Raw genomic sequence first — 23,588 nt, 5'->3', positions numbered from 1 at the left:
CAGGGAGTGATCGCAATGCCCAGGTATTTGATGTCCGTCTACGGTCCGGCCGAGCGCAACCAGTTCGGTGACTACCCCTCCAAGGAGGACATGCTGCAGTCATTCGCCGACACCGGCGTCTTCAACGACATGCTGGTGGAGAAGGGCTATTTCGTCTTCGCCGACGGCCTTGAGCCGGTGGCGACCGCCACGACCGTCGACGGCCAGGGCGCAACACCGGTGTTGCAGGACGGTCCCTACCTCGAGGCCAAGGAGCACCTCGGCGGCTTCTGGGTGATCGACGTACCCGATCTGGACGTCGCTCTCGACCTGGCGGCGCAGGGCTCGAAGGCCTGCCGCGGGAAGGTCGAGGTGCGACCCTTCCACACCGAGGAGTCGATCAAGGCCATGCTCGACGCGTGACGGTCACCGACGCGCTCACCCGCGCCTACCACGAGGAGTGGGCGCGGGTGGTCGCGGCGCTCGCTCGGCGCTTCAGTTCGCTGGACATTGCCGAGGACGCCGCCGCGGAGGCGTTTGCGCGGGCGGCCTCGCGGTGGCCAGTTTCCGGTGTCCCGCCCAACCCGGGCGGGTGGCTGACCACAACGGCAACCCGTTTCGCGCTGGACCAAGTGCGTAGGGAGTCCCAGCGCGGCCCCAAGGAGCAGGAGGCGGTCATGACGTACGACGACTCACCGCCCCAGCCGACCGGACCCGTTGTTGACGATCGGCTGAGGCTCATCTTCACCTGCTGTCACCCGGCGCTGGCCATGCCGGCTCAGGTCGCGCTCACCTTGCGCCTGCTGGGTGGATTGACGGTGGGTGAGATCGCAGCAGCGTTCTTGGTGCCGGAAACGACCATGGCGCAACGGATTACCCGTGCGAAGGCGAAGATCAAGAAAGCCCACATTCCGTACGTCGTTCCCACCAATTTGTCCGAACGGCTGGACGGCGTGCTCGCGGTGGTCTATCTGATCTTCAACGAGGGCTACCTATCCTCCGGGGGCGAGGCCGCGTTGCGGTCGGACCTCAGTGATGAGGCCATCCGACTCGGGCGGTTGCTGCACGCGCTGCTACCCGCGTCCGGGGAGGTCACGGGGCTTCTGGCGCTGATGCTGCTCACGGATTCCCGTCGGGCAGCGAGAGTTTCGGCCGCATCATTGGTGACGTTGTCGGAGCAGGATCGGTCGCTCTGGTCTCGACCCATGATCGACGAAGGCACTTCACTGGTGCGCTCTCTTCTTGCTGCGGTAGCGGCCGGCGGCCCTCCACCCGGCCGGTACCAACTGATGGCGGCGATGGCCGCGGTGCACGCGAACGCGCCGTCGTCGTCTTCGACCGATTGGTCGCAGATCGTGACGCTCTACGACCGGCTGCTGCGGCTGGAGCCGTCGCCCATCGTGGCGTTGAACAGAGCGGTTGCCGTGGCCGAACTCGACGGTCCTGCAGTGGGATTGGCGCTGGTGGACGAGCTTCGGTTGGACGGGTATCACGCGTTCCACGCGACGCGAGCTGACCTGCTGCGCCGACTCGGGCGTTCGTCGGAGGCGGTTGCAGCATACGAGCGCGCGATTGCTTTGGCGCCGAACCCGGCCGAACGCGCCTACCTCTCCCGCCGTCGTGACGAAGTGGCTGTCAGTGGCTCGCGATAGGCTTTCCCTGGTTAGTGAGCTGTCCGCGTATTTCCTTGTGCTGCAGTGTTTTTCATGTATTTTTGGTTGTGCACAGGCCTTCCCATTCTGGACATATGTTCGGTATGGTGGGGGTTAGGTAGTGGGTGATGCGGGTGGGGACTCGCATCAGAGCTGAGGGGGTTTTCAATGTCGGTGAGTGTGACGGATATCGATGCGTTCCGTGCCGCCCTCACGTGCGAGCCCCTCACGTCGGACCCTGATGTTGCTTTGCAGTTGATCCGGGCGTTGGAGGAATGCAAGAACGCCGCCACGTCCGCGCAGGCGCAGCTGACCGTGACGCTGCACGATGCTCAGACCGCTGCCGACCGGGCTCGCGGCATCAACGCAGGCGAGACCGCACGGGTCGTGGGTAACCAGCTGGGTCTGGCCCGGCGGATCAGCCCCCGACTGGGTACCCGGTTCCTGGGCGTGGCCCGTGCGATGACCGAAATGCCGCACACCGCCGGGGCCTTGCGGGCCGGGGTGATCGGGGAATGGCAAGCCACCCAACTAGTCGCCGAGACCGCGTTCTTGTCCCTGGCTGACCGGCAAGTCGTCGATGAGGCGGTGCGGCACCTGCTGGGCACAACCTCCGACCGCAAACTGGCCGGTGCCGCACGGGCCGCGGCCTATCGGGCTGACCCCGAAGCGTTCGTAGCCCGACGCGCCACAGCCGAACGGGAACGGCGGGTGTCCTTGCGACCGGCACCCGATTGCATGACCCTGCTGACCGCTTTACTGCCCGTCGCGGACGGGGTGGCCTGCCAGGCAGCACTGACCGGTGTCGGCCCCACCGGGCCGGAGGATGGACGCGGCAAAGGTCAACGGATGGCCGATGCCCTGGTGGAGCGGATCACCGGCCGACCGGCCAGGCTCGCACCCAAGGTTGCAGCTGTCACCGACCCGGATGCGCAGCCCGACCCCGACGACCGCGACAGCACGGCGACTGACACCGGAACTCGCGCTGGCACTAGCCCTGGCCCGGGTACTAGCCCTGGGGCGTCGCCGGTGGCCGTAAACCTGTTAGTGCCGATGGAGTCCTTAACCGGGGAGGGCGAGGGTCACCTGGAGGGGTTCGGACCTATCCCGGCCGAAGTGGTGCGCGAATTCCTGGCCGACCACGAGGCCGTCGGCGGGTTGATCCGACGCGTCTTCACCATCCCGAAGACGGGCGAACTGGTGGCGATGGACTCCCGCGCCCGCGCCTTCCCCGGCCTGCTGGCCGCGTTCGTGCGATTGCGCGACCAGGTCTGCCGCACCCCGTTCTGCGGAGCCACGATCAAACACATCGACCACATCCAACCCGTCGCCGACGGCGGTCAAACCTGCGTACACAACGCCGCCGGTGACTGCGAACGCTGCAACTACGCCAAAGAACACCCCGACCTACAGGTCACCGGCAACGCCGAGGAATACACCGTGCGCGCCCGCGGCATCCAAGCCACCAGCCGAGCCCCCGACCCACCCGGCCGCCCGACAAGCGCCTGCTCAATCCGCATCCACACCAAACGGATTCGGCTCCGCGTCTAAAAGCGAGCCACCGCGACGACATAGTCCATGTCATCGCGGTGGCAGGCATTCGCACGATCGGGTGTTCCCTGATCAGCTGTTCCTTCAGGGCGGCGTCATCAGACGATGGCCATGGCAGCTTCCTCTTCGGCCAGTTCGGTGTGCTTGATGGTCAGGAAGGCCATCACGACCAGCGTTCCGACGAGCACCATGATGGCCGAGGCCCAGAAGGCATGCGTCGATCCGTAGGTCTGCGCGTCGATCTGGGCCTGGTGGGTAGCAGCAGCGATCTGCTCCTGGGTCGGCGTCTGCCCGGCAGCAGCGGCCTTCGCCATCGCCGCCTTGCCCGCCGCCGCCAACTCGTTGCCTCGCTGCGTCGCGAAGTGGGTGAATACCGTTGTCAGAGCGGCAATTCCGACAGCACCACCGATCTGCTGCGCAGTGTTCAGGCTTGACGCGGCCGCACCGGAGTCGTTCTGGTCCACACCTGCCGTGGCGGTCAGCGTCAGCGGGATGAAGATGAATCCCATCCCGAAGCCCATGATCGTGATCCACGGAAGCAGGTGCGCGGCGTACGTGCTGTCCACGGACAGATGGGTCAAGCCCCACAGCGACACGGTGGTGAGGATCCCGCCGGCGCCGGCGAGCCACCGCGGGTCCACTCGTCCGGCCAGGTTGGACGCCAGACCGGCGGCGGCCACGATCCCCACGCTGAACGGTAGGAAGGCGAAGCCCGACTTGATCGGCGAGTAGCCAAGCACCTGCTGGATGTACAGACCGAGGAAGAAGAACATCGAGAACATGGCCGCGCCGACGATGAGCATCACGAAGAGTGAGACGCCGCGGGTGCGGTCAGCAACGATGCGCATCGGCAACAGCGGATGCCGCACGCGGTTCTCGATAGCTACGAAGATCGCCAGGACGACCAGGCCGCCGATCAACGGGAAGAGCGTCTCGAAGTCGCCCCAGGAGGCACCCTGCTGACCCGCGTGGGACAGGCCGTAGACGATGCCGAAGAGACCAACGGTGGCCGCGATGGCCCCCCAGATGTCCAGCGATCCGTCGTTGCCTTCGGACTCCACGAGCACCCGTGGCGCCAACAGCGCGACGATCAGGCCGAGCGGCACGTTGATGAAAAACGTTAGGCGCCAGTCCCATTCGGTCAGAATTCCACCGAGAATGAGTCCGACCGCGGCACCGGCACCGGACATCGCGGCGTACACCGCCATCGCCCGGTTGCGCTCCCTGCCCGCCGGGAAGGTCGTGTTGATCAACGCAAGGGCCGCCGGCGACGCCAGAGCGGCGCCTGCTCCCTGCAGCGCACGAGCGGCGAGAAGGATCGCGCCGTTCGGAGCAAGACCGCCGATCAACGAGGCCACCGCGAAGATGATCACACCGATGACAAACATCCGCCGCCGGCCGAAGAGATCACCGAGGCGACCACCAAGCAGCAGCAGGCTGCCGAACGACAGTGCGTAAGCGGTGACGACCCACTGGACGCTGGACTGGGTGAAGTCCAGGGCGGTCAGGATGTGCGGGGTGGCGATGTTCACGATGGTCGCGTCCAGCACGATCATCAGCTGGGCCATCGCGATGACGATGAGCGCCACCGTCAGGTTGGTATGACGAGGAGCCTCGCACTCTTCGTCCTTTTCTTCGGTGACCGAAGTGGACATAGCTTTCCTCTCTCAGCGACCCGGAATTGGGCAGCAACGATCAGTCGGCGCACCCGAGTGGGCAGCCAACAGGCAGGGATATGTGGGTTAGTGGTGACCTCAGCGGTCACCCGGCAACGTTGCCGGGACGGGTGTGGGGCGACTCAGGAGTCGATGGACGCCCGACACGCGGGCAGCAGAACCTCACGGATAACGGTCTGAATGAATTGGGGGCTAGGGGCTTCTCCGGACGTCATCACTTCCAGCGTGATGGCAGCCGGCACGATCGCAGCGAGTACGTCGAGATCCGCCGATGCTCCGATCTCACCTCGCGCTTGGGCACGCTCCATTGCGTCCCGGATCAACGCGCGGCGCGGTGCGATGAACCGCTCGTTGAACAGGCGGGTCAGTTCGGGATCCCGGTGCAACGCGGGCACGATCGCCCGGAAGACCTGGGAACTGTATTCGTTGTAGTCCGGGGCCTCGCAGAACTCGACGGTGAAGTCGCCTTCGAGACTGCCGGTGTCCGGAATTTCTCCGTTCTCGTGCGATGAGGATTTCAAGTGCTCGACGGCAGCGAGCGTCAACTCGGCCTTCGTCGGCCACTTGCGGTAGAGCGTCGCCTTGCTGGCCCGCACGTGGTTGGCGACGGCATCGAACGTGAGCCGGTCGTAGCCCAGTTCGATCAAGACCTCCAGGACTCCCTGGAGGATCTCTGCTTCGCGATCCCCTTCAACCCGAGGGCGATTCGCGACAACCGGCGCCTGCTCGCTGTTCACGACTGTCCTTTCCCGGTCTTCTCCATTGGCCGGATCTGATGGAACGAAACCGTTTCGTTCTATCCACACGTTAAGCCGACGTGGCTTCGCTGCGCAACACCCCGCGACAGATCCCACCTCGGGGGTGCACAGGTGGCGCCACCATGGCGCCAGCCGTGTCCGGGTCGACCCCATCGGTCACGGCACAACACTTCCAGTCCGGCAGATCCGCTAGTCCAGATCGAGACACCGGGCAATCGGTACGCCGGGGCGATAGGCCAGATGCAGGTACGTCGGTGCGTCCAGGACCGTGAGATCTGCCCGCTGACCGACAGCAAGCGTTCCGATATCGTCGCGCCGCAAACTCTTTGCCGCACCACGGGTCGCTGCCGACAACGCTTCAGCGGGTGTCATGCCCATCTCGCGCACAGCCAGCGCGATCATGAACGGCATCGAATTGGAGTAGCACGTGCCCGGATTGCAATCGGTCGCCAACGCAACCTGGACGCCAGCCCCGATCAACCGTCGGGCATCCGGATACGGCGAGCGGGTCGAGAACTCCACACCTGGTAGCAGCGTCGCGACGGTGTCGCTACTCGCCAGCGCATCGACGTCCGCGTCGGTCAGGTAGGTGCAGTGATCCACGCTCGCCGCACCAAGTTCGACCGCCAGTTGCACCCCCGGGCCGTAACCGAGTTGCCCACCGTGCACCCGTAGGCCCAAGCCTGCATCGCGGCCGGCGGTGAGAACCGCCCGTGCTTCGTCACCGTCGAAGGCGTGCGCACTGTGCGGCTCACAGAACACATCGATCCACTTGGCGTACGGCGCGCAAGCGGCGAGCATCTGACCCGTCACCAACCGCACGTAGTCGTTACGGTCCACTTCCGGCGGCACGACGTGCGCTCCGAGATACGTTGTCTCGTCGGTGAATTCACATGCGATCCGTAGGAGCCGCGCTTCTTCCTCGACGGACAGTCCGTAGCCGGACTTGATCTCGATCGTGCCGGTCCCCTGGGCTCGCGACTCGTCGATACGTGCCGCCAGCAGTGCCCGCAATTCTTCGTCACTGGCCGCGACGGTGGCTGCCCGGGTCACGGCGATCCCACCCCCGTCGTACGCCGTCCCGGTCATCCGCGCCGCGAACTCGGCTGACCGGTCGCCGGCAAAGATCAGGTGCGTGTGGCTGTCGACGAAGGCCGGGATAACGGCACGGCCCTCGACGTCGACCTCCGTGTCCGCGGGCGGCGCTTCCGTTGCGGCGCCCACCCACGCGATCCGCTCGTCCTCGACGACAACCGCGGCGTCACGCTGGATGCTGAATTCGTCGTCGCACGTGTTTAATTCGCCGATATTGGTGATCAGAGTTGCCATAGTGGTTCGATTGCCTCCTTCAACATCCGGCCCACATCTCCGAGCACGTGCTGACCGCCTTCGACCATCACCTCACCGCGGACCACCACCGTATCCACGTCTGCCGCAGAAGCTCCGAAAATGATCTGCTCACCCGAACAACCAGCGGTGCGGGGCGAATCAGTCCGAATGGCAACCAGGTTCGTTAGCGCACCGATCTGCAACAGCCCACTGTGCGGCCGGCCGGGGAGGCTGGCACCGCTTACTCCTATCTCGAGCAGCTCCCCCGGAGTGAACGTCCCGCGACGCAGGCTGCGGAGGCGTTCGTTCATCTCCAGCCCGCGCAGTTCCTCGAACGGATCGATCACGGCGTGCTGGTCCGAACCCAGGCTGAGGCGGGCACCAGCGCTCACCAACTCCGGTGCAGGGCCAATCCCGTCCGCCAGATCACGTTCGGTGGTCGGGCAGAAGCACGCAGTCGCTCCCGCTTCGCCCAGTGCCTGGATATCGGCACCCGTCAGATGGGTGGCATGAACCGCCGTCAGGTCCCGATCGATCAACCCCGCGTCGGCGAGCAGCTGAGTGGGCGTTCGGCCGAAGTGGGCCAGCGTTGCTTCGTTCTCCGCAGGCTGTTCCGACAGATGGATGTGGTGCGCGTTCGTCCCGTGATGGACGTGCGCAGCGTGCTGCCACACCTGCTCCAACTCCGCAGGCGTCACAGCGCGGACCGAATGGACCGCGGATCCGATCGACACGTCATCGGCCGGCTCCAACTCGCTGACCCGACCTGCCCAGGCCGACACATCGGCATCAGCGAATCGCTGTTGCACCTCATCCAGTTCAAGGTAGCCGTCCGGGCCGAGTCCACCGTGCAGGTAACACGTGTCGAGCAGTGTGATGCTGATGCCTGCGTCCTTGGCAGCCTGGATCAGCGCGTGCCCCATGGCGTTCGGATCGGTGTACGGCGTGCCACCCGGCCCGTGGTGCAGATAGTGGAACTCACTCACCGAGGTGTACCCGGCCAGAACCATCTCGGCGTACGTCGCCCGTGCCAGTTGGTAGTACGAGTCCGGATCGAGCTGCGCAGCAACGGAATACATGGCCTTGCGCCAGGTCCAGAAAGTGCCACCATCCGCGTGGGTCCGCCCGCGCAGCGCGCGGTGGAACGCGTGACTGTGGTCGTTGGCGAAGCCGGGTAGGACGAGGCCGGGCAGCCGGTGCGCACCGTCGGCCGAAGCGTCGGGCGTGATCGACGTGAACACGCCGTCTGACACCTCGAACCGCACTCGCTCCCGTACGCCGGCCGGCAGCCACGCCTTCGCCGCCCAGTAGCTGGTCACGCAGCCAACTCCTTCAGCACGCGCGTCAGCGCGTCAACCCCCGCCAAACAGTCCTCGGGAGTGGCGAATTCATCGGGGGCATGCGAGACGCCGGTCGGATTGCGCACGAAGATCATCGCGGTTGGGATCCCGGCGTTGGCCAGGATGCCAGCGTCATGACCTGCCCCCGTCGACAACATCGGTGCGCCGAGCAACTGCGACAACCGCTTCGCCAGCGCCGGATCGAACGGCGTGTCGGCAGTCCAGGACAGTTGCTGCAGCTTCGCGCCCAACGCTTGAGCATCGCCCTCGATCTGCGCGACACACGCCGTCACGGATGCAGCCGAAGCGCCTCGCGCGTCCAGCCATACCTCGACATGTTCGGCGATCGCGTTGACCCCGCCCGGTTGGACGTCCAACCGCCCGACCGTCGCGACACAGCCGTTCTCCTCAGCAGCGGCCCGCGCCGCCTGGACCAGAGCGGCCGCCTTCAACAGGGCGTCGTCGCGATCCACGAGCGCCGTGGTCCCGGCGTGGTTGGCCCGGCCCGGCACCGAGATGCGCCAGCGGCCGTGTGGCCAGATCGACGTACCCACGCCCACCACGGCGTCCTCGAAGACCAGCGCACGACCCTGCTCGACGTGCAGTTCGACGAAACAGCCGATGCGGGAGAGGGTTTCGGGATCCGGACCGAGATCACCCAACGCACCCGCCTTCCGACGGGCGGCAGCCATCGTCACCCCGGAGGAGTCCTTCAGCGCCCGTGCGGTGTCGGCAGCGAGCGCTCCGGTGATCAGCCGCGAACCGGCACAGGCCACCCCGAACCGGGCACCTTCCTCATCACCGAAGTTGACGATGGCCACAGGTTTACTCGGCGAGAAGCCGTCGGCCCGGGCCTGGTCCACGGCCGCGAACGCGGACACGACACCCAGCGGCCCGTCGTACGCGCCACCGGCCGGCACGGAGTCCAGGTGTGAGCCGAGCACGACACCGTTGCTCTGACCGGGTGTCCCCCACCAGGCCCATTGGTTGCCGGCGCGGTCTTCCACCAGTGACAAGCCACGCTCGGCGGCCTCCCCCGCGAACCACTCACGCAAGGTGTGGTCCTCGCGGGTCCAGGCGAACCGGCGGTAGCCGCCGGTCGCCGTACGACCGATCGGTTCGAGGTCAGACCACAACGAGGAGAAGCTCATTCGCGCATCGGGACGCGCACGCCCTGGGCCGCAGCGACGTTCTCGGCGATGTCGTAACCGGCGTCGACGTGCCGGATGACACCCATGCCGGGATCGTTGGTGAGCACGCGCGCCAGCTTCTGCGCGGCCAGCGGGGTGCCGTCAGCGACCGACACCTGACCGGCGTGCTGGGACCGGCCGATGCCGACGCCGCCGCCGTGGTGGATGGACACCCAGGTCGCACCGGAGGCGGTGTTAACCATGGCGTTCAGCAGCGGCCAGTCGGAGATCGCGTCCGACCCGTCGAGCATGGACTCAGTCTCCCGGTAGGGCGAGGCGACCGAACCGCAGTCCAGGTGGTCGCGGCCGATCACGATGGGCGCGCTGACCTCGCCGCGGGCAACCAGATCGTTGATCGCGAGACCCGCCTTGTCCCGCTCGCCGTAACCAAGCCAGCAGATCCGGGCCGGCAGACCCTGGAACGCGATCTTCTCCTTCGCCCCACGCATCCACTTCTGCAAGCGGTCGTTGTCCGGGAAGAGGTCCATGACGGCCTTGTCGGTCGCGTAGATGTCCTTCGGGTCACCCGACAGCGCCGCCCACCGAAACGGGCCCTTGCCCTCGCAGAACAGCGGCCGGATATACGCCGGGACGAACCCCGGGAACTCGAACGCCCGCTCATATCCGCCCTGTCGGGCTTCGTCGCGGATCGAGTTGCCGTAGTCGAACACCTCGGCACCGCCGTCCTGGAACTCCACCATCGCCTGCACGTGCTTGGCCATCGACGCCCGCGCCCGGTCGGTGAACTCGGCCGGCTTCTTCTCGGCGTACTCGCTCCAGTCGTCCAGGTCGATGCCCTCGGGCAGGTAGGACAGCGGGTCATGCGCGCTGGTCTGGTCGGTCACGATGTCGATCGGCACACCGCGGCGCAGCAGCTCGGGGAAGATCTCCGCGGCATTACCGACCACACCCACCGACCACGCCCGACGCTGAGTGCGCGCGGCAACCGCCTTCTCGATCGCGTCGTCCAGGTTCTCCGCAACCTCATCGAGGTAGCGGTCCTTCACACGACGCCGCAACCGCGACTCGTCGACGTCCACAATCAGGCAGGCACCGTCGTTGAGGGTGACGGCCAGCGGTTGCGCGCCGCCCATCCCGCCGCAGCCACCCGTCAGCGTGAGCGTGCCGGCGAGGGTTCCGCCGAAACGCTTCTCGGCGACGGCGGCGAACGTCTCGTAGGTGCCCTGCACGATGCCCTGAGTGCCGATGTAGATCCACGACCCCGCAGTCATCTGCCCGTACATCGTCAGGCCGAGGTGCTCCAGCCGGCGAAACTCGGGCCAATTTGCCCAGTCCGGAACGAGATTCGAGTTCGCGATCAAAACCCGTGGCGCCCACTCGTGCGTCTGCATCACACCGACCGGACGCCCGGACTGCACCAGCAGCGTCTCGTCCTGCTTCAGGCCCTGGAGGGTGCGGACGATCGCGTCGAACGAGCGCCAATCGCGGGCCGCACGACCGGTGCCGCCGTAGACGACCAGATCGTCCGGCCGCTCGGCCACCTCCGGATCGAGGTTGTTCATGAGCATCCGCATCGGGGCTTCGGTCTGCCACGACTGCGCGGTGAGGGTGGTGCCGCGCGGTGCGCGGACGGGGCGAGCGCCTTCCATGGTGATCTCCTTGCGTTCGTTGACAGTTAGTTCAGCGGTCCGGTGTGGGCTTCAGCGGCATCGACGACGCCCCCGGATTGCACGAGTTCAACAGCGGTTTCGATATCGGGTGCCAGGAAACGATCGGGACCTGCAGGTACGCCGAGTGCCTGGCTGACCGCGCCCGTCGCCGGGGCAGGGGTGAGAGGTGCGCGCAACTGCTGCCCGCGGGACGCGGTGAGGCACTCGATCGCCAGGACGCGGGTCAGGCCGTCGACGGCCCGGCGCAGTTTGCGAGCGGCCGACCAGCCCATCGACACGTGGTCCTCTTGCATGGCGCTGCTCGGGATCGAGTCGACGCTGGCCGGGTTCGCGAGTCGTTTGAGCTCGGAAACGATTGCTGCCTGGGTGTATTGGGCGATCATCAGCCCGGAGTCGACACCGGGGTCGTGGGCCAGGAAGGCCGGTAGTCCGTGGTTGCGGGCGACGTCGAGGAACCGGTCGGTCCGCCGCTCACTCATCGACGCCAGGTCGGCAGCCGCGATGGCCAGAAAGTCCAGGACATACGCCACCGGGGCTCCGTGGAAGTTGCCGTTGGACTCGACCCGGCCGTCCAGCGTGACGACGGGATTGTCGACAGCAGAGGCGAGTTCGCGGTCCGCAATCAGAGCCGCGTGGGCGATGGTGTCGCGCACGGCACCGGCCACTTGGGGCGCACACCGCAGCGAATACGCATCCTGCACCCGCGGGCATTCGTCCGCGAGGCGGTGTGACTCACGGATCTGGCTGTCGCTCAACACCTTCCGCATGTTCTCCGCACTCGCACCCTGGCCGAGCTGCGGACGCAACGCCTGCAGGTCCGCGGCGAAGACGTCATCGGTGCCCATCAGACCCTCGACCGACATCGCAGCCGTGATGTCGGCGGTCGTCACCAACCGAGCCAGGTCGTGCAACGCGAGGCTGAGCTGCCCGAGCATGCCGTCGGTGCCGTTGATCAGCGCAAGGCCCTCCTTCTCGGCCAGTTCGACCGGCTCGATGGCGGCCTCGCGCAGCGCATCACCGGTCTGCCGCACGTCGCCCGAGGCGTCGCGCACCACACCTTCCCCCATCACTGCGAGCGCACAATGCGCGAGCGGCGCGAGGTCGCCGGAGCAGCCGAGCGAGCCGTACTCATGCACGACCGGCGTGATGCCGGCATTCAGCAGCGCGGCGTACGTCTGCGCAACCACCGGGCGGACTCCAGTGCGGCCGGTTGCCAGGGTGGACAGGCGGAGCAGCATCGTCGCGCGCACGACCTCGCGCTCCACCTCGGGGCCGTTGCCGGCGGCGTGCGAGCGGATCAGGCTGCGCTGCAACTGTTTCCGGTCGTCCAACGGAATGTGTCGAGTGGCCAGTGCTCCGAACCCGGTCGAGACGCCGTAGTGCGCCACCGTGTCGTCCGCGAGTCGTTCGATGACCGCGCGACTGTCCGACATCGCCGACAGGGCGTCAGCACCCAGCTCCACCCGTGCGTCATACCGCGCCACCGCCACGACGTCGTCCCGGCTCACAGGTCCGACGCCGACAGTCACGGTCTGGGTGTCCACGAGGCTCATGCCTTCCATTGCACCGCCCCAACGACGAGAAACCCACCCTTGACGGGGCAGTCTTGTCTCACATATGAGACAGTCAGATATGGCCGCTCCCGCTGCCGCACACGCGATCGCCGTGCTTCAACTGCTTGCCCGGCGCGCCGAACCCCTCCCCGCTGCCGCCATCGCCCGGGCCCTCGACCTGCCCCGCTCGTCCACCTATCGCGTGCTCACGGTCCTCAAGGAGACCGGCTTCGTGGTCCACCTGGACGAGGACCGACGCTGGGGCCTGGGTGTTGCCGCCTTCGAACTCGGCTCCGCGTACAGCCGACAGGCCCCGCTACAACGCATCGCCCGGCCCATCCTGACCCGGCTGGTCGATGCCACCACGCACAATGCGCACCTCGCGGTGCTGCACGGCCGCGACGTGCTCTACGTGATCGAGGAACGTGCGCCGCGCCGTCCCTCCCTGGTCACCGACGTCGGCGTCCGACTGCCCGCGACCGTCACCGCCTCCGGGCTGGCGATGCTGGCCGCCCTACCGTCGGCGCAGGTGCGTGCCCTCTACCCCGACCGTGACTCGTTCGCCCAGCGCAACGGCCTCGGACCGACCTCCCTGACGCAACTGCGTAGCGCACTGGCGACCGTCCGACAGCGCGGGATTGCCACCGAAAGTGACTCTGTCACAGCCGGATTCGCCTCCGTAGCGGCCGCCGTCCTCGACCACAACGACTTCCCCGTGGCCGGGATCGCGCTCACCTACCCGGTCGATCAGGTGAGCGACCCCGAAAAGGCCGCGATCGACGTACGCCGATCGGCAGCAGAGCTGTCCCGCAGACTCGGGCGTCGCGCGCAGACGTAGGCTGAAACGCATGCGTGCGATCACCATCCCGGAATTCGGCGACGAGGACGTCCTCACCCTCAGCGAGGTGCCGGATCTGAGCCCCGGCCCCGGCGAGGTCCTGATCGAGGTGGCCGCAGCAGGGGTGAACCGCGCGGATCTGATGCAGCGGCAGGGCTTCTACCCACCGCCCCCAGGGATCTCCGAGGTCCCCGGCCTGGAGGTCAGCGGCACGATCACCCAGCTCGGAAGCGCAGCGATGGGCTGGGCGATCGGCGACGAGGTGTGCGCGCTACTAGCCGGGGGTGGCTACGCGGAGCAGGTCGTCGTACCCGCCGGGCAGGTCCTACCCGTCCCCCAAGGGGTGAGCCTGCAGGACGCGGCCGCACTCCCAGAGGTGGTCTGCACGGTGTGGTCCAACATCGTGATGACCGCCCACCTGAAGACCGGTGACCTCTTCCTGCAGCACGGCGGCTCCAGCGGCATCGGCACGATGGCCATCCAGATCGCCAAGCATCTCGGCGCCCGGATCGCGGTGACGGCCGGGTCCCAGGAGAAGCTCGACGCGTGCGCCGCGCTGGGTGCGGACATCCTGATCAACTACCGCGAGCAGGACTTCGTCGAGGTCATCCAGGAGGCCGGCGGTGCCGACGTGATCCTCGACGTCATCGGCGCAAAGTACCTGTCTCGCAACGTCACTGCACTCGCGGACGGTGGCCGCCTGGTAATCATCGGCCTGCAGGGCGGCACCAAGGCCGAGCTGGACATCAACCAGCTCCTGGTCAAGCGGGGCACGGTCGCCGCCACCAACCTGCGCAGCCGACCCCTTGAACAGAAGGCCGCCATCGTCCACCAGGTCCGCGAGCACGTCTGGCCGCTGATCGCCAACGGCAGCATCCGCCCGATCGTGAGCGAGACGTTCCCCATCGAGCAAGCAGCCGACGCCCACCGCGCGATGGCGCAGTCCCAGCACATCGGCAAGATCTTGCTGACGTTCTGACCAGGCAGGATGGACTCATGACCGACAACGAGCAGCAGGCCGTTTCCGGCGTCGTGCACCAGGACGACGACAAGGTGGTCGTCGTCACCGAGACCGGGATGGGCGTCGCCCCCAACGAGGAGCCCACCGGAGCCGACGAACCCACCAGCCCCGCCGACCTGGTCGAGCAACCCGCGAAAGTCATGCGGATCGGCTCGATGATCAAGCAACTGCTGGAGGAGGTTCGTAGCGCTCCGCTGGACGAAGCCGGCCGCAAGCGCCTCGCGCAGATCCACGAGCAGTCGATCAACGAACTCAAGGACGGGCTGGCGCCCGAACTCGTCGAGGAGTTGGACCGGATCTCCCAGCCGTTCAGCGAGGAATCTCCCAGCGATGCCGAGTTGCGGATCGCCCAGGCCCAGCTGGTCGGCTGGCTCGAAGGTCTCTTCCACGGGATCCAGACCGCGATCGTCGCCCAGCAGATGGCCGCGCAGGCGCAGCTGCAGGCGATGCGCCGTGGGCTGCCGCCCGGCTCGACCCCGCCGTCACCCGGGCCCGAGCCGGGTCACTCCACAGGCCAGTACCTCTAGCCCCTCAGTCGGTCAGGACCCGCCCAGGGCCTGGATCGCCGTACGCCGCGTGCAGGGCTTTGAGGATCCGCCGGGTCGACTTGTCGGCCAGTGCGGGATCCCACGACGAGGGATCCACCCACTCGTACGACGTGGCCTCGCTGGCCGGATGGATCTGCGGTTGCGTATCGCAGACGATCCGGAAGATCACGTCGACCTGGCGTCGGCGGGTGGCCACGGACACGGCGTACACCGCGCCACTGGTCACCCGCAGCCCGGTCTCCTCCAGGACTTCGCGCACCACGGCCTGCTGCGGGGTCTCACCGCGATCGACCAGACCACCAGGCAGGGACAAGCCGCGGCGGTGCAGTTGTCGCAGCGCAAGGATCCGATCGCCGTACTCGATGACAGCGATGGCACCCATCGTGAACGACGGGGTGACCAGGTGCACCACCGGCGCCGTAATCACCGACGGGAGCAGACGGTAGATCCGCAACCCGGCGACCCGCGCCTGCGACGGCTGGGTCACGCGGTGTCCGGATCGGGTAGGCGATGCTCCTGGCCGTGCGGCACGGCCGGCGGATGATCGGCGATCTCCTGGGGCAGGTGGCCGGCGATCAGTGGATCGATCTCGCCCTCGTTGTACTCCCGGATCGCGCGCATCGCGTTATTGACCACGGCAATGAACGGCACAGCAACGAAGGCACCGAAGACGCCGGCGAGCAACGTGCCTCCGGTGACGCCGACCAGGATCGCGAACGGGTGGATATCGACGGCTTTGCCCAGGATCACCGGGTTGAGCAGGTTGCCGAACAACTGCACGATCAGCACCAGCATGATGGCCACGACAATGGCCGTGGTGATGCCTTTGGTGACCAGGGCGATCAGGACCACCACGGCGCCCGCCACCAGGACACCGACCATCGGCACCAACGAACCGATGAAGAGCAGCACCGCCAGCGGCACCACCAAGGGCAGGCCGGCGATCATCATGACCGGCACCATCGCGACCGCGTTGACGGCGGCCAACAGGACCAGACTGCGCATGTAGGCGGTCAGCGTGCGCCAGGCGGCGGCGCCACCGGCCCACACGTGACCCTCGATGTCATCCGGGAAGAACTTCACGAACCAGCCGAACATCTTGCCGTTGTCCAGCAGCACGAACAGCACCGCGAAGAGCGTGAACACCCCACCGGAGACGATCCCGATCGCCGTGTTCGCACTCTCCCAGGCGCCGGAGGCGATCTGGTTCTTGTATTGCCCGATCGTCTGACCCAGGTGGATCGTGTACTTGTCGGCCTCGTTGGACGACATGTGGATCGGCCCGTTGACCAACCAGTCACGAATGGTGGTCAGGGACGCGGTCAACTGCTGGCCGATGTTGGTCTGGGACTGAGCGATCTGCGAGATCACGAACCACAGCGCCAGGCCCAGCAGAGCGATCCCCACGATGTAGACCAGGATCGCGGCCAGAGCATGGGGCATTCCCCGGCGATCCAGCCACGCAACGGCCGGCTGCAACAGCGCGGTGATCATGATCGCGACCGCAACCGTGATCGTGACCAACGAGATCGAATTGAGCAGCCACACCAGGGCGGCCAGGAAGGCGATGATCGCTAGCAGGCACACCGACCAGAGCGCGGCGACCTTGATACCGAAGGACACATCGTCCGATGCCCGACGGGGCCGCTGATTCATACCCCCGATCCTGCCACGCGTGCGTCACCCAGAGGCGGCCCGACCAGCAGCGCGACCGGAGAAGATGCAACCGCCCAGGAAGGTGCCCTCCAGGGAGTTGTACCCGTGCACTCCACCGCCGCCGAAGCCGGCCGCTTCACCGGCCGCGAACAGACCCTCGAAGACCGAGCCGTCCGGGCGCAGTACCCGCGACTGCAGATCGGTCTGCAGCCCGCCGAGCGACTTGCGGGTCAGGATGTGCAGCTTCACGCCGATCAACGGACCGGCCTTGGGATCCAGCAGCGCATGGGGCGAGGCCACCCGGGCCAGCTTGTCGCCGCGATAGTTGCGCGCGCCGTGGATCGCCGTGACCTGTGCGTCCTTGCTGTAGCCGTTGACCATCTCCCGGTCGCGCGCCTCGACCTGCCGCCGGATGTCCACCGGATCGAGCAGCGGCTCATCGGTGAGTTTGTTCATGCCCGCGACCAGTTCCTCGAGCGAGTCGGCCACCACGAAGTCCGCGCCCTTGGTCTTGAACGCCTCCACCGGACCGGGCGCACCGCTCTTCACCCGTGATAGCAGCAGTTTGAAGTCCTTGTTCGTGATGTCCGGGTTCTGCTCCGAGCCCGACAGCCCGAACTCCTTCTCGAGGATCTTCTGGGTGAGGACGAACCACGAGTGGTCATGCGCCGCGATGTCCGGTGTCGTGCGTAGGTACCGCAGCGTCGAGAGGGTGTCGAACCCGGGCAGGCAGGGGAAGGGCAGCCGCCGACCGAGGGCGTCGAACCACATCGAGGACGGCCCGGGCAGGATCCGGATCGCGTGCTGCGGCCAGATCGGGTCCCAGTTCTGGATGCCCTCCGTGTAGTGCCACATCCGGTCCCGGTTGACGGTGCGTGCCCCCGCCTCTTCGGCGATCTGGAGCATCCGACCATCGACGTACGCCGGGACTCCCGTGATCATCGAGCTCGGCGGAGTGCCGAGCCGCTCCGGCCACCAATGCCGCACCAGCTCGTGGTTACCGCCGATCCCGCCGGTGGTGAGCACGACCGCGCCGCCGCGCACCTCGAAGTCGCCCACCACGTCGCGGTTGCTGGGCTCACCGCGCGGGTGATCATCCGGTGCGAGTACGACGCCCCGCACCCCGAGGGCGCGCCCCGCCTCCACGATGAGCTCGTCCGCGCGATACCGATGCAGGAAGGTCAACCGGCCCTCGTCGGCCGCTTTGAGGGTGCGCTCGACGAACGGTTTCACGACTCCCGTGCCCGTGCCCCATGCGATGTGGAAGCGGGGCACCGAGTTGCCGTGACCATCGGCCCGGCCGTCGCCGCGTTCGGCCCAGCCGACCAGTGGGACGAAGGAGATGTCCCGCTCTTTGAGCCAGGCGCGCTTCTCACCGGCGGCGAACTCGACGTACGCCCTCGCCCACTTGACCGCCCACGAGTCCTCATCGCCCAGGCGGTCGAACGCGGCGCTGCCCTGCCAGTCCTGCCAGGCCAGGTCGAACGAGTCCTTGATCCCCATCCGGCGCTGCTCGGGTGAGTCCACCAGGAAGAGTCCACCGAAACTCCAGAACGCCTGTCCGCCAAGGTTGCTCGCGTTCTCCTGGTCAAGCACAGCGACGCTCCGGCCAGCAGCGACAGCCTCGGCTGCGGCAACCAGCCCGGCCAGCCCGGCACCAACGACAACGACATCGAACTCTTGTGTAGCCATCGCGGGACTCCCTTGGCGCGCAACGTGTGATGTGATCAACCTAATCCGCGACGGGAGCCGATGATGACCGACCTGCGCTCATCCATCGCCGCTCTTTACGCGGGCCCGGTCGAGCACTTCGTCACGGCACGTGATGCTTTGGTCAAAAGTCTGCGCACCGCAGGTGAGGCTGACGCCGCTGATGAGGTCAAGGCCCTGCGTCGACCAACCGCTGCTGCCACCGCACTGAACCGGCTGGCCCAGGACCCGGTCGTCGCGCAGCTGTGCGATCTCGGCGATCGCCTGCGCGATGCCCAGCAGCGCGTTGACGCCCCCGCGATGCGCGCGCTGTCGAACGAGCGCACCGCCGCGATCGACCAGCTCCTGGAGGCATTGGGACAACCCACAGGCACCCTCCGTGACCAGGTGATGGCCACCGCCACCGCCGCGCTGGCCGATCCCGCCGCCGGTGCGGCATTACGCAGCGGCCGCCTGACGAAAGCCCTGAGCTACAGCGGTTTTGGCGAGGTCGATCTCAGTGACGCCGTCGCCCGGTGGAGCGAGACCACCGGGGCGGCCCCGGCCGCCAAGAAAACCAGCGACAAGAAGACCAGCACCAACAAGACGAGCGACAAGAAGAGCCCTCCGAAGACCACTGCGACGCAGAAGTCGAAGCAGAAGCCGGATCATCACGCCGCCGCACGCCGAGCGCGATTGCAGCAGGCCGTATCCGCCGCGGAGGACGAGCTACGGACGGCCGACGAGACGTTGTCGGCAGCGCAGCAGCGTCACGCGGCCGCTGAGCAAGCGTTGGCAGAGGCCCGGCGACAACTCAATGAAGCCGGCGGCTGACTCAGGACTTCAGCCGCGACTGGCAGTAGGTGCGAAGGTCGGTCACCTTGTTGTTGAAGTCGGCGGTGGTCACCGTCTGGTCGTTCTTGCGAGCGCTGGCCATATCGTTCAACTCGCTGGCGATGGCCTGGACCTTGGTGCTGAACTGACCGTCAGCAGCGTCGGTCCGTAGATCCAACAACGCCTTGGCAGTGGTCGTGAAGTTCTTCGCGGCCGCATCCAACTTGCTGTTGTTCCCGCTGGAGACCGCAGCGTTCCACTGCGAGACCGCCGTGTTCAGCTTGGAGTTCGCCGTCACGCAGGCGCTGATGAACTTGGCCGAGGGGGGCGGCGTGGTCGACGTCGTCGCCGTGGGCTTCGGAGTGGTGGAGGGCGACACGGTCGTTGACGGCGGCTTGCTCGTGGTCGTCGAAGGCGCCGTCGAGGTGGTTGTGGGCGTCGCCGTCGACGTGGCGGACGAGGTGGTCGACGTCGCCGGGGGCGTGGACGTCGCTGCGCTGTCGGAGCCGCCGGAACAGCCCGCCAGAGCCAGTGCGGAAACTGTGGCCGCCGAGAGGAAAACCGGCAGTCGGACGGTCTGTAAGGAACTACTCATGGCTACCACCATGCAATTACGACCAGTGCGCGACCAAATCGGCTCAGCTTGCAGCGGCTACCTTCTCGACCCACTCCCGGATGTTGTCCGCGACCCATTCCGGCTCGTCCAGCATCGGCGTATGACCGATTCCCGGGCCCTCGACATAGGTCCACTCCGGGTGACGTCGGGCCAGCCCGCGAGCGGTCCCGACGTTGATCAGCCGGTCCCGATCGCCGTGCAACAACAGCACCGGCGCCGCGATCGAGCGGCCGTGTTTGGTGTAGTCGCGCCGGCGCACCCCGTGCAGCAACGTCGTGTGGGCCGCCGCGAGGAATGACTCGGCCGTCCCGGTCTGACTCAGCCGGGACCGGGCCAGGTCGAGGTGCGCCGCCCGCACCTCGGGGTCGATCTTGTCCACGTCGGTAGTCACCAGTTTGAGGGCTTCCTCGACGCTGTCCTCGAGATGCTCCTCACCGGACCGCAACCGCAGGAAGGCCTTGTTGAGCCCCGGAACGGTGTAGATCGTGAACGCCACTGCTACCAGCGGATGCGGCCGATGGCGGGGACTGAGCGGGATCAGCGGGTCCACCAGGACCGCACCCTTGATCGGTACCCGTGCCCGGCCTGCGACGCGCAGGCTGATCAGGCCACCCATCGAATTACCGACAATCACGGCCGGGCGGCCGACCACCGATCGCAGGAACTCCTCGACGAGTTCGACGTTGCGACCCACCCGGGCCTGTCGGTAGTGCTGCGGGACGGTCTGGCCGAACCCGGCGAGATCGAGCGCATAGACATACCCGTCAGCGTCGGCCAGGTACGGCGCGACCAGCCCCCAGTTCTCCAGCGAACCGCCCAGACCGTGCACCAGCACGTACGTCGTGCCGGCGTCCGGGTTGCCCCACGTGCGGTATCGCACGCGCAGACCCAACAGCTCGACGTACTGATCGGCTGCCTCCCATGTAACCGTCACGGTTGCAGGTTACGCGATACGAGAGGCAGATCACCGTGCCATGCCTCCAGTGACCAGCCCTGCGCAAGAGTGCCGTTCAGCACCACATACCCGGTGTTCTTCAGGGGGTGATGGATCACGAACTCCCGGTCGGCATCCACGGCTCTGGTCGCCGACCAGAGCCGGATGATGGCGCCGTGGGCGACGATCGCGGCCTGTCGGGGCGCCTGCTGCTCGATCGCGGCGACATCGGCGTCGAACCGGGCGATCGCCTGCGCACCGCTCTCCCCACCGGGCACGGATCCGGTGAGGTCACCCCGGATCCACTGTTCGAGCAGCTGGAGGTAGGCCTGCCAGGCCGAGCGGTCGGCAGACATTTCCAGGTCGCCGGCCTGGATCTCGTGCAAGCCCGGCATCACCTGCGGCAAGTGGCCGGTGCCCTCGGCCAGTGCCGCAGCCGTGTCCTTTGCCCGTTGCGCACGGGAGCACCAGATCCCATCGAACCGCTCCTGCGCCAGCCGGACTGGGAGACTGGCTGCCTGGTGGCGACCCATATCGGTCAACGGTGCACCCGGTAGAGCGGTGTCGAGTTCGTGGGCCACGTTCGCGGTCGTCTGACCGTGCCGGATGAGGAACAGCCGCATGTGTTCAGTCTTCCAGTCACCACAACGACCACACAGACGGGTGACAGAGACCCTCACCACGCTGGTCCCATGACCAGTTACCCAGCCCTCGGCCACACCCCTTCTGCGAAGACGCCGGCCCCGGTGGCCGGGCGACGACGCGGCGCACGGACCGCCCGCGCGGTCTGCGCCACCGCGGCGGTCGCGTTGATCGGCACGGCAGCACTGCCCGCCGCGGAGGCGGAAGCAGCCGGCGTACGACCCCCCGCACTGCATTACGTCGCGGGCACGTCGCCGACGGCGATTCCCGTGGTCGGCGACGCCGCGATCACCTTGGCCGCCGACTCCGACGGCCGGCTGCGCCGTATCTGACCGACGACCTCAGATGCGCGGGTACTTCGCGGCCGCGACGTCCTGCGTGTACTCCGGGTAGTACGGCACGTACTTCCCGTCGGTCAGCACAAAGACGACCTCGTGCTCCATGTCGCTGTACCCGGCGTCGCGCAGCTCGACCTTGCGGCTCTTGAAGGTCGAGGTGTGCTCCAGGGAGTCCACGACGCGCAGGAAGAGCGGCACGGCGTACGCCGGCAGTCCGGTCGTGAGCGCCTTGCCCACCTGATCGCCGTCGAAGTCGGCGCCCTCCTGCAACACGATTGCGCCCATCCCGGCCTTGCCGTCGGTCCCGGGCACGGCCACGCCGTACACCGTGCACTCCTCGATGCCGGGCGCCTTGCCGAGCACGGCCTCGACCTCGGTGGTGGCAACGTTCTCACCCTTCCAGCGGAAGGTGTCGCCCAGGCGGTCGACGAAGGACACATGCAGGTGGCCCTGCTTGTGCACCAGGTCGCCGGAGTTGAACCAGGTGTCGCCGTCCTTGAACGCGTTGCGGTAGAGCTTCTTCTCCGTCGCGGCCGGGTCGGTGTAACCGTCGAACGGGGCGCGCGAACTGACCTTGGCCAGCAGCAGGCCAGTGCCGCCGTGCTTGACCTTGATCAACCGGCCCTTGTCGTTGCGCTTGGCCTCACCGGTCTCCGGGTCGTACTCGACGACCGTGAACGGCAACGGGCAGGTGCCGGCGGTCTGGTCGATGTTGAAGGCGTTGATGAAGGCGATGTTGCACTCGGAGGCGCCGTAGAACTCCGCGATCCGCTTGATCTTGAAGCGGTCCTGGAACTCGTGCCAGATGTCCGGACGCAAGCCGTTGCCGACGATGACGCGGACCTTGTGCTGGGTGTCGACCGGCTTGGCCGGCTGCGCGAGCAGGTACCGGCACAACTCGCCGATGTAGACGAAGGCGGTGGCGTCGTACTTGATGCACTCGTCCCAGAACTTGCTGGCCGAGAACTTCTTGGCCACGGCGAACGCGGAGCCGTTGACCAGCGCGGAGCTGAGCGCGACGGTGACCGCGTTGTTGTGGTAGAGCGGCAGCGGGCAGTAGATGGTGTCGCTGGACTTCAGCCGGACACCGAGCGCGCCCAGACCTGAGTAGGACTTCAGCCAGCGGAAGTGGCTCATGACCGAGGCCTTGGGCATACCGGTCGTGCCCGAGGTGAAGATGTAGTACGCCTGCTCCTTGGCCACCGTCGCGGCGCAGTCGGGCGGGTTGGTCACGCCCTTCTCCCGGGCCAGCTTGGCCAGGTCGGGCATGGTCAGCACCGTCTGGGCCGCACCCACGTCGCCGGCGGTCGCCAGGTCCTCCTGCATGCCGTCCTCCAGCAGCAGCACCTTGGAGTCCAGCAGACCCAGGCTGTGTGCGAGCACGTCACCGCGCTGGTTGTAGTTGAGCAGACCGGCGATGGCACCCAGCTTCACCGCGGCCAGCAGCATGAGGATGTACTCGACCTGGCTGTGCGCCATGATCCCGACGACATCGCCGCGCCGGACGCCGTAGTCCTCCTTCAAGACGTGGGCGTACTGGTTGACCCGCTTGTTCGCGGCGTCGTAGGTGAAGGTGACGTGGTCCTCGCCTTTGAGGAAGGTCCGGTCCGGGTGTTTGGCCGCAGTCTTCTCGAACATCCGCCCGACGGACATCTTGTCGGTGGGCTTGCGCAGCAGCAGCCCCGGCCCTTCCCGGGTGAGGGTTCCGAGGTCGGGAGCCATCCCGATCAGACCCTTCGCAACGTCGGTCACGTGGATCTTCTGGCGGACGTTGGTGGCTGCAGCCATTGCGGCTTCCTCTCATGCACGGGAA

Annotated in this window: 22 protein-coding genes; 8 read left to right on the top strand and 14 right to left on the bottom strand. The window is 66.9% G+C overall.

Translation table 11 applies throughout. The annotated features are described in order from the left end of the window. Positions 1-15: 15 nt before the first annotated feature. The 3 genes from AZH51_RS15195 (at position 16) to AZH51_RS15185 (ending at position 3,182) form a co-directional block, all read left to right on the top strand. Positions 16-402: a YciI family protein gene (locus AZH51_RS15195; protein WP_291525694.1), complete on the top strand. Its 387-nt coding sequence runs from the start codon at positions 16-18 to the stop codon at positions 400-402. Next, positions 399-1,631 carry a DUF6596 domain-containing protein gene (locus tag AZH51_RS15190; RefSeq protein WP_291525693.1) on the top strand — a complete coding sequence of 411 codons (1,233 nt, stop codon included), beginning with the start codon at positions 399-401 and terminating at the stop codon, positions 1,629-1,631. Before AZH51_RS15195 ends, AZH51_RS15190 begins: the two co-directional genes overlap by 4 nt. A 180-nt stretch (positions 1,632-1,811) precedes the next feature. Then, the gene (locus AZH51_RS15185) at positions 1,812-3,182 is read left to right on the top strand and encodes an HNH endonuclease signature motif containing protein (RefSeq protein WP_291525692.1); all 1,371 of its coding nucleotides are present in this window, start codon (positions 1,812-1,814) and stop codon (positions 3,180-3,182) included. A gap of 98 nt (positions 3,183-3,280) precedes the next feature. Here AZH51_RS15185 and AZH51_RS15180 read toward each other — a convergent pair whose 3' ends face one another. The 7 genes from AZH51_RS15180 to hutH all read right to left on the bottom strand — a co-directional run bounded on the left by AZH51_RS15180 (position 3,281) and on the right by hutH (position 12,668). Further along, the gene (locus AZH51_RS15180) at positions 3,281-4,837 is read right to left on the bottom strand and encodes an MFS transporter (RefSeq protein WP_291525691.1); all 1,557 of its coding nucleotides are present in this window, start codon (positions 4,835-4,837) and stop codon (positions 3,281-3,283) included. Between the two features lie 143 nt (positions 4,838-4,980). Beyond that, entirely contained in the window at positions 4,981-5,595 is a 615-nt protein-coding gene (locus AZH51_RS15175; protein ID WP_291525690.1) for a TetR/AcrR family transcriptional regulator, read from the bottom strand. A gap of 210 nt (positions 5,596-5,805) precedes the next feature. After that, positions 5,806-6,945: an imidazolonepropionase gene (gene hutI, locus AZH51_RS15170; RefSeq protein ID WP_291525689.1), complete on the bottom strand. Its 1,140-nt coding sequence runs from the start codon at positions 6,943-6,945 to the stop codon at positions 5,806-5,808. Further along, positions 6,933-8,264, bottom strand: coding sequence for a formimidoylglutamate deiminase (locus AZH51_RS15165; RefSeq protein WP_291525688.1), 1,332 nt, complete (start codon positions 8,262-8,264; stop codon positions 6,933-6,935). Before AZH51_RS15165 ends, hutI begins: the two co-directional genes overlap by 13 nt. Next, positions 8,261-9,436 carry an allantoate amidohydrolase gene (locus AZH51_RS15160; RefSeq protein ID WP_291525687.1) on the bottom strand — a complete coding sequence of 392 codons (1,176 nt, stop codon included), beginning with the start codon at positions 9,434-9,436 and terminating at the stop codon, positions 8,261-8,263. The genes AZH51_RS15165 and AZH51_RS15160 overlap by 4 nt, the downstream gene beginning before the upstream one ends. Further along, positions 9,433-11,085, bottom strand: coding sequence for a urocanate hydratase (gene hutU, locus AZH51_RS15155; RefSeq protein WP_291525686.1), 1,653 nt, complete (start codon positions 11,083-11,085; stop codon positions 9,433-9,435). Before hutU ends, AZH51_RS15160 begins: the two co-directional genes overlap by 4 nt. 26 nt (positions 11,086-11,111) lie before the next feature. Next, positions 11,112-12,668 (bottom strand): histidine ammonia-lyase, encoded by a 1,557-nt coding sequence (hutH, locus tag AZH51_RS15150; protein ID WP_291525685.1) that lies wholly within the window; start codon positions 12,666-12,668, stop codon positions 11,112-11,114. Between the two features lie 55 nt (positions 12,669-12,723). Here hutH and AZH51_RS15145 point away from each other — a divergent pair, with 55 nt between their 5' ends. Genes AZH51_RS15145 through AZH51_RS15135 form a run of 3 tightly spaced genes read left to right on the top strand, consistent with a single transcriptional unit; the run spans position 12,724 to position 15,045 of the window. Continuing rightward, positions 12,724-13,497, top strand: a complete 774-nt coding sequence (locus tag AZH51_RS15145; protein WP_291525684.1) for an IclR family transcriptional regulator — start codon at positions 12,724-12,726, stop codon at positions 13,495-13,497. Positions 13,498-13,507: 10 nt separating this feature from the next. Next, positions 13,508-14,476, top strand: coding sequence for an NAD(P)H-quinone oxidoreductase (locus AZH51_RS15140; protein ID WP_291525683.1), 969 nt, complete (start codon positions 13,508-13,510; stop codon positions 14,474-14,476). Between the two features lie 17 nt (positions 14,477-14,493). After that, positions 14,494-15,045, top strand: a complete 552-nt coding sequence (locus AZH51_RS15135; RefSeq protein WP_291525682.1) for a bacterial proteasome activator family protein — start codon at positions 14,494-14,496, stop codon at positions 15,043-15,045. A 4-nt stretch (positions 15,046-15,049) separates the two neighbouring features. Here AZH51_RS15135 and AZH51_RS15130 read toward each other — a convergent pair whose 3' ends face one another. The 3 genes from AZH51_RS15130 to AZH51_RS15120 are packed head-to-tail and all read right to left on the bottom strand — an operon-like array spanning position 15,050 to position 18,414. Then, the gene (locus AZH51_RS15130) at positions 15,050-15,553 is read right to left on the bottom strand and encodes an NUDIX hydrolase (protein ID WP_291525681.1); all 504 of its coding nucleotides are present in this window, start codon (positions 15,551-15,553) and stop codon (positions 15,050-15,052) included. Continuing rightward, a complete protein-coding gene (locus tag AZH51_RS15125; protein ID WP_291525680.1) occupies positions 15,550-16,722 on the bottom strand; it encodes an AI-2E family transporter in 1,173 nt (390 codons plus the stop codon). Before AZH51_RS15125 ends, AZH51_RS15130 begins: the two co-directional genes overlap by 4 nt. 24 nt (positions 16,723-16,746) lie before the next feature. Beyond that, positions 16,747-18,414: an FAD-binding dehydrogenase gene (locus AZH51_RS15120; RefSeq protein ID WP_291525679.1), complete on the bottom strand. Its 1,668-nt coding sequence runs from the start codon at positions 18,412-18,414 to the stop codon at positions 16,747-16,749. Positions 18,415-18,477: 63 nt separating this feature from the next. Between AZH51_RS15120 and AZH51_RS15115 the strand changes: the two genes are divergently transcribed. Beyond that, entirely contained in the window at positions 18,478-19,245 is a 768-nt protein-coding gene (locus AZH51_RS15115) for a hypothetical protein (RefSeq protein ID WP_291525678.1), read from the top strand. A gap of 1 nt (position 19,246) precedes the next feature. Here AZH51_RS15115 and AZH51_RS15110 read toward each other — a convergent pair whose 3' ends face one another. The 3 genes from AZH51_RS15110 to AZH51_RS15100 are packed head-to-tail and all read right to left on the bottom strand — an operon-like array spanning position 19,247 to position 21,418. After that, positions 19,247-19,840, bottom strand: a complete 594-nt coding sequence (locus tag AZH51_RS15110; protein ID WP_291525677.1) for a hypothetical protein — start codon at positions 19,838-19,840, stop codon at positions 19,247-19,249. Between the two features lie 43 nt (positions 19,841-19,883). Continuing rightward, positions 19,884-20,795 (bottom strand): alpha/beta hydrolase, encoded by a 912-nt coding sequence (locus AZH51_RS15105; protein ID WP_291525676.1) that lies wholly within the window; start codon positions 20,793-20,795, stop codon positions 19,884-19,886. After that, on the bottom strand, positions 20,792-21,418 hold the full coding sequence (locus tag AZH51_RS15100; RefSeq protein ID WP_291525675.1) for a histidine phosphatase family protein: 627 nt from the start codon (positions 21,416-21,418) through the stop codon (positions 20,792-20,794). The genes AZH51_RS15105 and AZH51_RS15100 overlap by 4 nt, the downstream gene beginning before the upstream one ends. Before the next feature lie 69 nt (positions 21,419-21,487). Here AZH51_RS15100 and AZH51_RS15095 point away from each other — a divergent pair, with 69 nt between their 5' ends. Further along, the gene (locus AZH51_RS15095) at positions 21,488-21,769 is read left to right on the top strand and encodes a hypothetical protein (protein ID WP_291525674.1); all 282 of its coding nucleotides are present in this window, start codon (positions 21,488-21,490) and stop codon (positions 21,767-21,769) included. 9 nt (positions 21,770-21,778) lie between these two features. Here the strand turns inward: AZH51_RS15095 and AZH51_RS15090 are convergent, their stop codons facing one another. Next, complete coding sequence (locus tag AZH51_RS15090; protein ID WP_291525673.1) at positions 21,779-23,563, bottom strand: long-chain-acyl-CoA synthetase; 1,785 nt, start codon at positions 23,561-23,563, stop codon at positions 21,779-21,781. Positions 23,564-23,588: the final 25 nt, after the last annotated feature.

This window comes from Branchiibius sp. NY16-3462-2 (assembly GCF_001594145.1).
GTDB lineage: Bacteria > Actinomycetota > Actinomycetes > Actinomycetales > Dermatophilaceae > Branchiibius.
Note: the sequence above shows the minus strand (reverse complement) of the source record. Positions and strands in the feature narration are given on the sequence as shown.